The sequence below is a fragment of the Enterobacter sp. UPMP2061 genome, assembly GCF_053709615.1.
On sequence record NZ_JBSKJP010000014.1, the window covers coordinates 19,045 to 31,936 of the forward strand.

Here is a 12,892-nt window from a genome sequence, read left to right on the forward strand (position 1 = left end):
TACTTGCGCGCGGGTAGCCCCGCGCACCTGTGTTAACCTGCAATTGCTAACCCTGCGGTCATATGCAGACCATAAAATAGCCCACGACCAATCAGTTCACCCAGCGCCACCAGCACGACACCTGCAACCAGGCCGAGCGTTTTTGGCTCCTGACGACGAATCAGCGGGCAGATCCAGCAGCCTAAACCCGCTGCCAGCAACGCGATGCGCCATACCTGAAGCGAACCATAATCCGGAAGCAGGGCGTTAGCCTGCTGGATGGAACTCTGTATCGTCCCCAGCGTATTGCTTTGCAACACGACGACCGCCACGCAGACGATAAGTGCCAGTGCGCTGACTGACGCGGCAAGAGTACTTTTGAATGTCACGTTTGCAACGCGCAGCAGCAGCGCGGCCAGCAGAGGACCAGCCAGAACCATCGTCAGGAAGAAGCTCAGCGTGGTGTAACCCGTATACCAGGTCGGGACAGTCTCAATCTGATAGACCCGGGTCATCGCCCAGACAAAAACGATGCCCAGGATCTGGCTGACAACCAGCCAGATTTTGCCCAAAGCTGGGGGCATTTTACCGATAACCGACACCAGCCACCAGAAACCGCCCACGGCAAAGAAGATCGAACCCGCCGCGATCTCATTACTCAGCGCTGACGCGCCCACGCGGTTAAGCGAGTTGAAGGCACGCAGCGGGGAGCCAAGATGCAGTACCGAGGCCATAAACCCAATACCCATTACCAGCCAGAGAAAAAACAGGCTGCGCACGATGCGCATTCTGGCCTTGTCATCATTTTCCTTAAGCCAGACGAAGCCCATCACGATTAACGCGCCGGCCACGCACTGCCCGAAAACGGTGAAGATCACCAGCGGCCATTCATGCCATCCACTTCCCATCTCACACCTCCTTCGGGTTTGCCAGGTAGCCGGTGGTGTCACCCGTCGGACGGCTGTTGGCGTTAGGTTTAATCACAATACTCGGCTTCGTGAAGTGCGCAGACGGCAGCGGCGCGACGGCAGCAAGCTGACCGTGTTTTTTGCGCAGCTCTTCAATCGGGCCAAAGTCCAGCGCGCGCAGCGGGCAGGATTCGACGCAGATGGGCTTTTTGCCGTCCGCCACGCGGCTGTGGCAGCCGTCGCACTTGGTCATGTGGCCTTTGGCGGCATTGTACTGCGGCGCGCCGTACGGGCAGGCCATGTGGCAGTAGCGACAGCCGATGCAGACATCCTCGTCCACCACCACAAAACCGTCGTCGCGCTTGTGCATTGCCCCGCTCGGGCAGACCTTGGTGCAGGCCGGATCTTCGCAGTGGTTGCAGGCAATCGACAGGTAATAGGCGAAGACATTCTGATGCCAGACGCCGTTGTCCTCCTGCCAGTCGCCGCCCGCATATTCATAAATACGCCGGAAGCTGACGTCCGGGGTCAGGTCTTTGTAATCCTTGCAGGCCAGCTCGCAGGTTTTACACCCGGTGCAGCGGCTGGAATCAATAAAAAATCCATACTGGGTAGTCATCGGTTAATCCTTATGCCTTCTCGATCTGCACCAGGTTCGTGTGCTGCGGGTTGCCCTTCGCCAGCGGTGACGGGCGGTGCGTGGTCAGGGTATTGATGCAGGAGCCGTGATCGACACGATCGCCATTCATGTTGGCGTCATGCCAGGCGCCCTGGCCCATCGCGCTTACGCCGGGCATGATGCGCGGGGTGACTTTCGCGGCAATACGCACTTCGCCGCGGTCGTTGAAGACGCGCACCATATCCCCGTTTTTGATTCCACGTTGCTCCGCATCCACAGGGTTAAGCCACACCTCCTGGCGACAGGCGGCCTGGAGCACATCCACGTTGCCGTAGCTGGAGTGGGTACGGGCTTTAAAGTGGAAACCGAACAGTTGCAGCGGGAACTTGCTGCGCTCGGGCGCGTCCCAGCCTTCAAAGGTTGAGGTATAGACCGGCAGCGGGGTGATGGTCTCGTCTTTTTGCAGTTCCCAGGTTGCCGCAATATCCGCCAGCTTGCTGGAGTAGATCTCGATTTTGCCCGACGGGGTTTTCAGCGGATTGGCATCCGGATCGTCACGGAATTTTTTATAGGCCACGAAATGTCCGTTAGGATCTTTGCGCTTATAAATACCCATTTTTTTCAGCGCGTCGTAGGACGGCAGCAGCGGATCTTTGGCGACCATTTTGGCGTACAGGTAGCGCAGCCACTGCTCCTGCGTACGGCCTTCAGTGAATTTCTGATGGATATCCGGTCCGAGGCGTTTCGCCACTTCACTCATGATCCAGTAGATGGGCTTGCGCTCGAACTTCGGGGCGGTAACCGGCTGGAGAAAAATCAGGTATCCCATGTTGCCGGCGTAATCGTTGGGGATGATATCTTCCTGCTCGACGGTCATCAGGTCCGGCAGAACAATATCGGCATACTTCGCGGACGAGGTCATAAAGTTGTCGATGACGACGATCGTTTCGCACTTGCTCTCATCCTGCAAAATGTCGTGAGTTTTGTTGATATCGGAGTGCTGGTTGATGATGGTATTACCCGCGTAGTTCCAGATGAACTTGATCGGCACATCGAGCTTATCTTTGCCGCGTACGCCGTCGCGCAGGGCGGTCATCTCCGGTCCACGGGCAATGGCATCCGTCCAGCTGAAGCAGGAGATTTGCGTTTTCACCGGATTTTCCGGCAGCGGCATGCGTTCGATGGTGATGGTGTAGGTCGATTCGCGCGCGCCGCTGTTGCCGCCGTTAATGCCGACGTTGCCGGTCAGGATCGGCAGCATGGCGATGGCGCGGGACGTTTGCTCCCCGTTAGCCTGACGCTGTGGGCCCCAGCCCTGGCAAATGTAGGCCGGTTTCGCCGAACCGATTTCACGGGCCAGCTTAATGATGCGATCGGCAGGGATGCCCGTTATGCGAGACGCCCACTCAGGGGTTTTCGCGGTTTTGTCATCACCCTGGCCGAGAATATAGGCTTTGTAATGACCATTAGCCGGTGCGCCTTCCGGCAGGGTTTTTTCGTCATAACCCACGCAGTATTTATCGAGGAAAGGTTGATCGACCAGATTTTCATTAATCAGCACCCACGCAATACCTGCCACCAGCGCGGCATCGGTGCCCGGACGAATCGGGACCCACTCGTCTTCACGCCCTGCGGCAGTGTCGGTATAACGCGGAACGATAACGATCATCCGCGCGTTTGACCGTTCGCGCGCCTGCTCAAGGTAGTAAGTGATCCCGCCGCCGCTCATGCGCGTTTCCGCCGGATTATTGCCGAACATCACGACCAGTTTGGTGTTTTCGATATCCGATGTGCTGTTGCCGTCGTTGCTGCCGTAGGTGTAGGGCATTGCGCAGGCGATCTGCGCGGTGCTGTAGGTGCCGTAGTGGCTGAGGAAGCCGCCGTAGCAGTTCATCAGGCGCGCGACCAGCGAGGCATAAGGGGAGGAGCGGGTGATGTTGCCGCCTACAATTCCGGAGGAGTAGTTAATGTAGACCGCTTCGTTGCCGTATTTTTCGACCACGCTTTTCAGGCTCGCGGCGATGGTGTCCAGCGCTTCTTCCCAGGTGATACGCTCAAACTTGCCTTCTCCGCGTTTGCCCACGCGTTTCATCGGATAGTTCAGACGGTCTGGGTGATTAATGCGACGGCGAATTGAACGGCCTCGCAGGCAGGCGCGAACCTGATGGTTGCCGTAAATATCCTCGCCGGTATTATCCGTTTCAACCCAGTAGACTTCGTCATCGCGAACGTGCAGACGCAGCGCGCAGCGGCTACCGCAGTTTACCGAGCAGGCGCCCCAGACGACTTTATCTTCTGCGGGCTGAATAGCGGACTGCACAGCGGCGGCGGCGCTTTTCAGACCAAAAGGTAATGCGATCCCACCGGCGGCAAGCGCCAGGGATCCTATGGCAGTAGATTTAACCAGAGTTCGACGGCTTAAACCGCCGTGATGTTCAACTTCGGACATAACTCACCCCATCATTGTTAATAATTATTTTCACCCGTGACTACAACCGGGCTAATGATGGGGGGAGTGTTACTTATTTAGAGGTATTAAATATTAATCCTCGTCAAATCAGGGGAATTGAGTGGGAAAATCATTGCGGCTCAGCGGGCGCATTCTCTTGCGTACCTGCGCCGCTCACCGGGTAGTTGCCGCTACTGGTGCGGGTGTACAAAATTTTGAAAGTATCGTTGGCACAATGCCCAACGACCTGCGCATCCGGCTGATCGGCCTGATCGTTCGGGACGATGTTCAGGGTAAAGCCAGACTCCGGTACGCCGTTGTTGATAATCTTCTGCTGAATGTCGCTTTTCACGCGCTCGCAGGAGTCCGGGGCCGCAAGAAGAGCGGGTGAAGCACTCATTAACAGCAGGGCGGTAATCCAGGGTAACCGTTTCATCTGTAGCTCCTTTTCACTGTGTGGACTGTAAGCATAGCAGGGTTAGGGTAAGCTTTTGTTTTTGGACCTGTCTTTCTGAATTGTCCTGGAGCCCTGCCTGCGTCATAAAATAAATTGCGAGTAATGGTGCTGATTGTCTACCAGATAAGAAGGCAGGGTGCGTTTTGATACCTCTTGCCTGACCAGTTTTCGGTCTCGTCCCCAGATATCTTCGGCGTTGGTAATAACCTTCATAATATGTTCCGGGTTATTAAATTCCGGCAGATCGTATTCGGTATGAGAAATGGTAGACATTTTTTCGGAAATTCTTTCTGGAGTCATTACCCATGAGAAATGCCAGCCGCCATCTTTCACAATTTTATTATTGATTTTTAGCCAGTTCCATTTAAACCATGACCAGTTTTTATCTTTGCGCGCACGCTTCCAGTTTCTGAAAGATTCAGGCTCACCGTGGAAGAAATGCTTAAGGTTGTAATAGGACGTCGCGCGGGGCAAGGTACATTTTCTCGGCGTACCATCCGTGTTGTGAACCTGGAGATTAAACTGATAGTTGAACACGTTTTGATGAATAGTCGTGCAGAGCGCGCGCGGATTAATGGCCCTGACCGTGTCGGGAGAGAAGATTTCGTCAACGTCTGACACCAGAATCAGATCGTCGTCTGCCGCGTCTTTTAACCCGTTCATAATGGAGTTGCGAAGCGCTGCTTCATTTGCCCAGGCATCAACCTGGTTATTATCCGCACGGTTTAAAATAGGCTGCGCGTCAAAAGGCACGTAAATGATTTTGTCTTTGAATTTGGCAAACTTTGTAATATCGAAATGCAATTCTCTCGGTATGCCCGTAAAAGAGTGTGTTGCTTCTACAATGACAAAACGGTCAACGACATCAGCGAGAGTATGTAATCTGATGTCGAGCAACATATCTTCGTCATAGTATAAAAAACAGTCGTAAATCATGATGTTAACCCGAAAATTTAAGAATCTAATTTTATAATAGTGTGGAATCTTCCGCGCCCAAAGTAGCCACTTTGGCAGGTCTCGTCAATGCAAACGACGGATTTATACAGCGCAAAGAGTCAAATGAAGTGCTGTTATGTAAGTTGCTGTATTTGCTAATATGATTGTATCTCTCTTTGAACGGTAAATGATGTGAATAAATACGCAGCGATAACGCTACTGGCAACGGTACTGGTGGGATGCGACAACAACACCGCGCCGCTGTCATTTACGCCGGAGATGGCGAGTTTTTCGAACGAGTTTGACTTTGATCCTCTACGCGGGCCGGTGAAGGATTTTACCCAGACGCTGTTCAACGATAAGGGTGAAGTCTCTAAACGTGTGACCGGCACGATGTCAACGGAAGGGTGTTTCGATACGCTTGAACTGCACGATCTCGACGCTAATACGGGCGTTGCGCTGGTGCTGGATGCTAACTACTACGTCGATGCGGAAACCCAGCAGCAGAAGGTAAAGTTGCAGGGAAAATGTCAGCTGGCGGAACTGCCGTCTGCCGGCCTGACGTGGGACACCGACGATAACGGGTTTGTGGTTGCCGCGCACAGCAAAGAGATGGAAGTGAAGTACCAGTATGACGCCGACGGCTACCCGCTGGGTAAAACTACGGTTTCCGGCGACAAGCGTTTATCGGTCAAGTCGGTGCCGTCGAAAGATCTGCGCAAGCGCATGGATTATACGGCGGTAAGCCTGTTGAACGATAAACCGATGGGCAATGTAAAGCAGAGCTGTGATTACGATCGCCATAATAACCCGGTGAGCTGTGAGCTGGTGATCACCGATGACAGCGTCAAACCTGCCGTTGAGCACAAGTACACCATCAAAAACAGCATTGAATATTATTGAGAATAAAACCGCGCAGGTTACTGCGCGGTGGGTTTAAGCAGGCTGGCGGAGGAGGACTTATGCCCGGCCAGATGCTGATGCTGGAAAATGCACATGCGGATGGTGTTACGGTATTCGCCGTTAATAAAGAACTCATGGATCAGTTCACCTTCCACCATAAAGCCCAGCTTACGGTAGATATGAATCGCTTTTTCGTTCTCTTTGTCGACGATAAGGTAAAGCTTGTAGAGATTCAGGACGTTAAACCCGTAATCCATCGCCAGCTTTGCCGCCCGCGACGCAAGACCTTTCCCCTGGTGCTCCGGTGAAATAATGATCTGAAATTCCGCCCGACGGTGAACGTGGTTGATCTCAACCAGTTCAACCAGCCCGGCTTTCTCACCTTCGCACTCCACCACAAACCGGCGTTCACTCTGATCGTGGATATGCTTGTCGTAGAGATCGGACAGCTCGACAAACGCCTCATAAGGCTCTTCAAACCAGTAGCGCATCACGCTGGCATTGTTGTCGAGCTGGTGAACAAAGCGTAAATCTTCGCGCTCCAGCGGACGGAGCTTAACGTCACACGGCGTCGACATTACGGTGCTACCGTGCGGCCAGTGCGACGATCCAGACAGCGCAGGGTGTTAGGCTCCCAATAGGCGTTGACGTTGGCACTTTGCTGGCATTTGTCGCGGGCATCAAACGCGACGTCTTCTTTATCCCACTCTTTTTCCACACGCTTATTCACTTTCTGACGCAGGCTGCGGGTGTCATTCCATTGTTCTTTGTCCATGGCGGCGTTCTGACGGCTTTGCGCGCTGTCACCAGACTCAATGATGAGTTTGCTGGTTTCGGCTGATGCCGTTGCGGCGAAGGCGAACGATGACAGCGCCAGTACGGCTGTCAGACAAAGGCGTTTGCTTAATGTAGTCATAGCGTTTCCTTTAAACGGGTGCAGACAATCGGATTACCCCGTTGGATTCTACACCAATCCGAAAGGGTGTCATACCCGCGCGGCAGGTATGGGAACGATGTGAACATTATCGCGTATGATGTCTAAATCAATCCTCACGAAACGAGAAAAATGTTCAAAACGACGCTGCTTTTTTTCGCGACCGCGCTGTGCGAAATCATCGGATGCTTTTTGCCGTGGCTCTGGCTAAAGCGGGGCGCTTCCGCGCTGCTGCTGATCCCGGCGGGTGTGTCCCTGGCCCTTTTTGTCTGGCTGCTCACCCTGCATCCGGCCGCCAGCGGGAGGGTATATGCGGCCTACGGCGGAGTGTACGTCTGTACCGCGCTGCTGTGGCTGCGCGTTGTCGATGGCGTCAGGCTAAGCCTGTATGACTGGGCAGGCGCGCTGATTGCCCTGTGCGGCATGTTGATCATCGTGGCCGGTTGGGGACGCGCATAAGCGTCCTTATAGTGTGATCGCCCGCTGATTTTACGATCATTATACTTGTATGGTAGTAGTGTAGTTGCGTAAATTTCCTGCATCACAACGAGCGATGTAAGGAAATGGATTATGAAGATTGTCGGGGCTGAAGTATTTGTCACCTGCCCGGGGCGTAACTTTGTCACCCTTAAAATCACCACCGATGAGGGCATTGTCGGCCTGGGTGATGCCACGCTGAACGGACGTGAACTTTCCGTTGCCTCCTACCTGAAAGATCACCTGTGCCCTCAGTTGATTGGCCGCGATGCGCACCGCATCGAAGATATCTGGCAGTTCTTCTATAAAGGCGCTTACTGGCGTCGTGGTCCGGTCACCATGTCAGCGATTTCTGCCGTGGATATGGCGCTGTGGGACATTAAGGCGAAAGCCGCGAACATGCCGCTCTATCAGCTTCTGGGTGGAGCCTCCCGGGAAGGGGTGATGGTTTATTGTCACACCACCGGGCACACCATTGACGACGTGCTGGAAGATTATGCCCGTCATAAAGAGATGGGCTTCAAGGCAATTCGCGTGCAGTGCGGCGTGCCGGGAATGAAAACCACCTACGGCATGGCAAAAGGAAAAGGGCTGGCGTATGAGCCAGCGACCAAGGGCGCCTGGCCGGAAGAGCAGCTGTGGTCCACTGAAAAATACCTCGACTTCACGCCGAAACTGTTCGACGCAGTGCGCAGTCAGTTCGGCTTCAATGAACATCTCCTTCACGACATGCACCACCGTCTGACGCCCATCGAAGCGGCGCGATTCGGCAAGAGCATTGAAGAGTACCGTCTGTTCTGGATGGAAGATCCGACTCCCGCTGAAAACCAGGAGTGTTTCCGCCTGATCCGCCAGCACACCGTCACGCCCATTGCGGTGGGGGAAGTGTTCAACAGCATCTGGGACTGCAAGCAGCTGATTGAAGAGCAGCTCATTGACTATATCCGCGCCACCATAACCCATGCGGGCGGCATCACCGGGATGCGTCGCATTGCGGACTTTGCCTCACTTTATCAGGTGCGTACCGGCTCACACGGCCCGTCGGATCTGTCGCCGATTTGCCACGCCGCGGCGCTGCATTTTGACCTGTGGGTACCGAACTTTGGCGTGCAAGAGTATATGGGGTATTCGGAGCAGATGCTGGAAGTGTTCCCGCACAGCTGGCGCTTCGATAACGGCTATATGCACCCGGGCGACAAGCCAGGGCTGGGCGTTGAGTTTGATGAGAAGCTGGCGGCGAAATACCCGTACGATCCGGCTTATCTGCCGGTGGCTCGTCTGGAAGACGGCACCCTCTGGAACTGGTAAACGAGGAGCGAATGATGAAAAGCGTAGTGATCCAACAGCCGGATGTGCTGGTGATTGAAGAGCGTCCTCTCCCGTTGCCGGGCGCAGGCGACGTCCGCGTCAAAATTAAGCTCGCCGGTATTTGCGGTTCAGACAGCCATATCTATCGCGGGCATAACCCGTTTGCGAAATACCCGCGGGTAATCGGTCACGAGTTCTTTGGCGAAATAGACGCGGTTGGCGAAGGCGTGGAGGGCACCCGACTGGGCCAGCGCGTTTCGGTTGATCCGGTGATCAGCTGCGGGCACTGCTACCCGTGTTCCGTTGGAAAACCGAACGTTTGTACTTCGCTGGTGGTGCTGGGCGTCCACCGTGACGGCGGCTTCAGCGAATACGCCGTGGTGCCGGCGAAAAATGCCTGGCGCATTCCGGATGCGATCCCTGACCACCACGCGGTGATGGTTGAGCCATTCACCATTGCCGCCAACGTGACGGGGCAGGCGAAACCCACCGAACAGGATGTGGCGCTGATTTACGGCGCAGGCCCGATGGGGCTGGTCACCGTGCAGGCGCTGAAGGGCGTTTACAAGGTGAAGCAGGTCATCGTGGTGGATCGCATTGATGAGCGGCTGGAGATGGCGCAACGCAGCGGCGCAGACTGGGTCTTCAACAACGGCGAGCATTCTTTACAGGCCGCGCTGGATGAAAAAGGCATCAAGCCGACGTTAATCATCGATGCTGCCTGTCATCCGTCCATTTTACAGGAAGCGATTACGCTGGCGTCTCCGGCGGCGCGCATCGTGCTGATGGGCTTCTCCAGCGACCCGAGCCAGATTGTGCAGCAGGGGATCACCGGCAAAGAGCTGTCGATCTTCTCTTCGCGCCTGAATGCCAACAAATTCCCGGTGGTCATTGACTGGCTGGAAAAAGGGCTGATCGACCCTGAAAAACTGGTCACCCATACATTTGACTATCACCACGTTACAGACGCCATCGAACTGTTTGAAAAAGACCAGCGGCAGTGCTGCAAAGTCTTGCTCACGTTCGACCAATAATAATTCACGCGGTTAAGAGCCTGCGAAGACAGGCTCTCAGTGGTACGCATCTTACCTTGCAGAGATAGCCATTATGACTCAAGCACAACCTCAAAGAAGTACGTCAGATCTGGTGAAAGCCGCCGTATCTGGCTGGCTGGGCACCGCCCTGGAGTTTATGGATTTCCAGCTCTACTCCCTTGGCGCCGCGCTGGTGTTTCATGAAATTTTCTTCCCTGAGCAGTCCGCGGCCATGGCGCTGATCCTGGCGATGGGCACTTACGGCGCAGGCTACATCGCGCGTATTGTCGGGGCATTTATCTTCGGCAGAATGGGCGACAGAATTGGCCGTAAAAAAGTGCTGTTTATCACCATCACCATGATGGGGATCTGCACCACCTTAATCGGCGTGTTGCCGACCTATGCGCAGATCGGGATTTTCGCACCGGTGCTGCTGGTGACGCTGCGTATTATTCAGGGGCTGGGCGCGGGGGCTGAAATCTCCGGCGCAGGCACCATGCTGGCCGAATACGCCCCGAAGGGTAAACGCGGCATCATCTCCTCGCTGGTGGCCATGGGCACCAACTGCGGGACGCTGAGTGCCACGGCGATCTGGGCCGTGATGTTCTTTGCCCTCGATCGTGAAGAACTTATTGCCTGGGGCTGGCGCGTGCCGTTCCTCGCCAGCGTGGTGGTGATGATCTTCGCCATCTGGCTGCGTATGAACCTTAAAGAGAGCCCGGTGTTTGAGAAGGTAAACGATGCCGAAGCCGTTGCGCCGGTTGCTGTGCAGGATACCTCGGTCGGCGCGATATTTAAGAGCAAATCGTTCTGGCTGGCGACGGGGCTGCGCTTTGGTCAGGCCGGTAACTCTGGGCTTATCCAGACCTTCCTTGCCGGGTACTTGGTCCAGACGCTGTTATTTGATAAGGCGATCCCAACCGATGCGCTGATGATCAGCTCGATTCTTGGCTTCGTCTCCATCCCGCTGCTGGGCTGGCTGTCCGATAAAGTGGGGCGCCGTCTGCCATATATCATCCTTAACATTTCAGCCATTATTCTGGCTTACCCGATGCTGTCGATTATCGTCGATAAGAGTTACGCGCCGGGCGTGATTATGCTCTCTATCATCGTTATTCATAACTTTGCGGTGCTCGGGCTGTTTGCGCTGGAAAACATCACCATGGCGGAGATGTTTGGTTCGCGAAACCGCTTTACCCGCATGGCGATCTCCAAAGAGGCGGGCGGTCTCGTGGCGGTAGGCTTTGGTCCGGTGCTGGCGGGGATCTTCTGCAATATGACCGGGTCCTGGTGGCCGATTGTGGCGATGCTGGTGGCGTACTCGCTGATTGGGCTGGTCTCCGCTTTGCTGATGCCAGAAGTGCGTGACCGCGATTTGAGCCTGGTGGAAGATGCAGCTGAACCCCTGCGCCAGAGCGATACCGCAGCGAAGCAGCGGAAATATGGAGCCCTGTCATGAGTTTTATTAACGATAACTTTATGATTGGCAATGCGAGAGGTGTTGAACTTTATCGTAACGTCGCGAAAGCGCTGCCAATTATTGATTATCACTGTCACCTGGACGCGAAAGATATCTTCGAGAATAAAAATCTCGATAATATTACCGAACTCTGGCTGGCTGGCGATCATTATAAATGGCGCGCCATGCGCGCCAACGGTATTGACGAAAAATACATTACGGGCGATGCCCCGGCGGAGGATAAATTTGCGGCATGGGCTGAAACGGTCGAAGCGAGCTATGGAAATCCGCTCTATCACTGGACTCATTTAGAACTTCACCACTATTTTAACTGTGACGAACCGCTGGGCAGGCATAACTGGCGTGAAATAATGGAGCGCTGTAATCTGCTATTGCAGCAGCCTGATTTTACGCCGAGGGAACTCATTAAACGCTCCAGGGTAGAAGTTATTTGCACGACAGATGCTCCGCTTGATGATTTACGCTACCATCAATTATTGCGTGATGACGCGACGTTCAACGTTAAGGTATTACCGACCTTCCGTCCGGACGATGTTTTTGCGCAAAACGCGGAACAGTTTACCGACTTTATCGATCGATTAGGTGAGACGACAGGATCTAAAATCCAGACATTCAGCGATTTTGTTAAGGGAATGAGGCAGCGTATTGCCTGGTTCCACAAAATGGGGTGCCGAATTTCCGATCACGGACCCGTGGAGATCCATTTTCAGTCAGCAGATGAAAGTCAGGTTGAATCCGTGTTTGCCCGAAAGCGCCGGGGTGAAAATCTGGACGCCCGTAATAATGCGATTCTTGACAGTGCCATTTTTATTATGCTGGCGCATAATTACAGGCAGCATAACTGGGCAATGCAGATACACTTCGGTGCGATTCGCAATAATAATTCCCGCATGTACCGTTCTTGGGGTAGTAATACTGGTTTTGACTCGCTGACCGATCAGTCGAATCTTGCGGCCAATCTCAACCAACTCCTGGATGCAATGGCGCAGGCTGAAGCTTTGCCCAAAACCATTCTATATAACCTCAACGCCAGCTATAACGATATTGTCGCGACGACTATCGCTAATTTTCAGACTGCGGAATTGGGCGTTAAATCGCCGATACAGTTTGGCTCCGGGTGGTGGTTTAACGACACTCAACGTGGAATGGAAAACCAGCTACATAGCCTTGCGGATCAGGGGCTGTTAATGAATTTTGTCGGTATGTTAACCGATTCCCGTAGTCTGGTTTCGTATACTCGCCACGATTATTTCCGTCGTATTTTGTGCAATATCATTGGTGGCTGGGTGGAGCGTGGTGAAGTTCCGGATAATAACGCCATCCTAACGAAGATGGTTAAAAATATTTGCCATGATAATGCTGAAAACTATTTCAGATTCTAAATTCTACTCACTGAGTGGGGATGGAA

13 protein-coding genes are annotated in these 12,892 nt (G+C 54.0%); 6 read left to right on the forward strand and 7 right to left on the reverse strand.

Annotation, left to right across the window (positions count from 1 at the left end; genetic code table 11):
- Window positions 1-32: 32 nt before the first annotated feature.
- The 5 genes from ACWKXX_RS19655 to ACWKXX_RS19675 all read right to left on the reverse strand — a co-directional run bounded on the left by ACWKXX_RS19655 (window position 33) and on the right by ACWKXX_RS19675 (window position 5,348).
- A complete protein-coding gene (locus tag ACWKXX_RS19655) occupies window positions 33-887 on the reverse strand; it encodes a dimethyl sulfoxide reductase anchor subunit family protein (protein WP_261666267.1) in 855 nt (284 codons plus the stop codon).
- 1 nt (window position 888) lies between these two features.
- Window positions 889-1,506, reverse strand: a complete 618-nt coding sequence (locus tag ACWKXX_RS19660; RefSeq protein WP_017384545.1) for a DMSO/selenate family reductase complex B subunit — start codon at window positions 1,504-1,506, stop codon at window positions 889-891.
- Between the two features lie 10 nt (window positions 1,507-1,516).
- A complete protein-coding gene (gene ynfE, locus ACWKXX_RS19665) occupies window positions 1,517-3,955 on the reverse strand; it encodes a selenate/tellurate reductase subunit YnfE (RefSeq protein WP_454540843.1) in 2,439 nt (812 codons plus the stop codon).
- Window positions 3,956-4,085: 130 nt separating this feature from the next.
- Window positions 4,086-4,391, reverse strand: coding sequence for a DUF1161 domain-containing protein (locus ACWKXX_RS19670; protein WP_003857424.1), 306 nt, complete (start codon window positions 4,389-4,391; stop codon window positions 4,086-4,088).
- Window positions 4,392-4,493: 102 nt separating this feature from the next.
- The gene (locus ACWKXX_RS19675; protein ID WP_003857421.1) at window positions 4,494-5,348 is read right to left on the reverse strand and encodes a glycosyltransferase family 17 protein; all 855 of its coding nucleotides are present in this window, start codon (window positions 5,346-5,348) and stop codon (window positions 4,494-4,496) included.
- A gap of 192 nt (window positions 5,349-5,540) precedes the next feature.
- Between ACWKXX_RS19675 and ACWKXX_RS19680 the strand changes: the two genes are divergently transcribed.
- Window positions 5,541-6,251, forward strand: a complete 711-nt coding sequence (locus ACWKXX_RS19680) for a YnfC family lipoprotein (RefSeq protein WP_017384542.1) — start codon at window positions 5,541-5,543, stop codon at window positions 6,249-6,251.
- Window positions 6,252-6,268: 17 nt separating this feature from the next.
- Here ACWKXX_RS19680 and speG read toward each other — a convergent pair whose 3' ends face one another.
- Together speG and ACWKXX_RS19690 are read right to left on the reverse strand one after the other, a co-directional pair.
- The gene (gene speG / locus ACWKXX_RS19685; RefSeq protein WP_003857416.1) at window positions 6,269-6,829 is read right to left on the reverse strand and encodes a spermidine N1-acetyltransferase; all 561 of its coding nucleotides are present in this window, start codon (window positions 6,827-6,829) and stop codon (window positions 6,269-6,271) included.
- A complete protein-coding gene (locus ACWKXX_RS19690; protein ID WP_006808856.1) occupies window positions 6,829-7,167 on the reverse strand; it encodes a DUF1283 family protein in 339 nt (112 codons plus the stop codon). The genes speG and ACWKXX_RS19690 overlap by 1 nt, the downstream gene beginning before the upstream one ends.
- Before the next feature lie 150 nt (window positions 7,168-7,317).
- Here ACWKXX_RS19690 and ACWKXX_RS19695 point away from each other — a divergent pair, with 150 nt between their 5' ends.
- From ACWKXX_RS19695 to uxaC, 5 genes are all read left to right on the forward strand, one after another.
- Entirely contained in the window at window positions 7,318-7,644 is a 327-nt protein-coding gene (locus ACWKXX_RS19695) for a YnfA family protein (protein WP_003857412.1), read from the forward strand.
- A gap of 111 nt (window positions 7,645-7,755) precedes the next feature.
- Window positions 7,756-8,970, forward strand: coding sequence for a D-mannonate dehydratase ManD (gene manD, locus ACWKXX_RS19700; RefSeq protein WP_047746528.1), 1,215 nt, complete (start codon window positions 7,756-7,758; stop codon window positions 8,968-8,970).
- Between the two features lie 14 nt (window positions 8,971-8,984).
- Window positions 8,985-10,004: a Zn-dependent oxidoreductase gene (locus ACWKXX_RS19705; RefSeq protein ID WP_023296536.1), complete on the forward strand. Its 1,020-nt coding sequence runs from the start codon at window positions 8,985-8,987 to the stop codon at window positions 10,002-10,004.
- A 73-nt stretch (window positions 10,005-10,077) separates the two neighbouring features.
- On the forward strand, window positions 10,078-11,463 hold the full coding sequence (locus ACWKXX_RS19710) for an MFS transporter (protein WP_284329787.1): 1,386 nt from the start codon (window positions 10,078-10,080) through the stop codon (window positions 11,461-11,463).
- Complete coding sequence (uxaC, locus tag ACWKXX_RS19715) at window positions 11,460-12,866, forward strand: glucuronate isomerase (protein WP_261666265.1); 1,407 nt, start codon at window positions 11,460-11,462, stop codon at window positions 12,864-12,866. The genes ACWKXX_RS19710 and uxaC overlap by 4 nt, the downstream gene beginning before the upstream one ends.
- Window positions 12,867-12,892 lie beyond the last annotated feature (26 nt).

Bases quoted from the DNA above. Each gene is read 5' to 3' on its own strand.
- ACWKXX_RS19655 (WP_261666267.1), bottom strand. From the start codon at position 887: ATGGGAAGTGGATGGCATGAATGGCCGCTGGTGATCTTCACCGTTTTC.
- ACWKXX_RS19660 (WP_017384545.1), bottom strand. From the start codon at position 1,506: ATGACTACCCAGTATGGATTTTTTATTGATTCCAGCCGCTGCACCGGG.
- ynfE (WP_454540843.1), bottom strand. From the start codon at position 3,955: ATGTCCGAAGTTGAACATCACGGCGGTTTAAGCCGTCGAACTCTGGTT.
- ACWKXX_RS19670 (WP_003857424.1), bottom strand. From the start codon at position 4,391: ATGAAACGGTTACCCTGGATTACCGCCCTGCTGTTAATGAGTGCTTCA.
- ACWKXX_RS19675 (WP_003857421.1), bottom strand. From the start codon at position 5,348: ATGATTTACGACTGTTTTTTATACTATGACGAAGATATGTTGCTCGAC.
- speG (WP_003857416.1), bottom strand. From the start codon at position 6,829: ATGTCGACGCCGTGTGACGTTAAGCTCCGTCCGCTGGAGCGCGAAGAT.
- ACWKXX_RS19690 (WP_006808856.1), bottom strand. From the start codon at position 7,167: ATGACTACATTAAGCAAACGCCTTTGTCTGACAGCCGTACTGGCGCTG.
- ACWKXX_RS19695 (WP_003857412.1), top strand. From the start codon at position 7,318: ATGTTCAAAACGACGCTGCTTTTTTTCGCGACCGCGCTGTGCGAAATC.
- manD (WP_047746528.1), top strand. From the start codon at position 7,756: ATGAAGATTGTCGGGGCTGAAGTATTTGTCACCTGCCCGGGGCGTAAC.
- ACWKXX_RS19705 (WP_023296536.1), top strand. From the start codon at position 8,985: ATGAAAAGCGTAGTGATCCAACAGCCGGATGTGCTGGTGATTGAAGAG.
- ACWKXX_RS19710 (WP_284329787.1), top strand. From the start codon at position 10,078: ATGACTCAAGCACAACCTCAAAGAAGTACGTCAGATCTGGTGAAAGCC.
- uxaC (WP_261666265.1), top strand. From the start codon at position 11,460: ATGAGTTTTATTAACGATAACTTTATGATTGGCAATGCGAGAGGTGTT.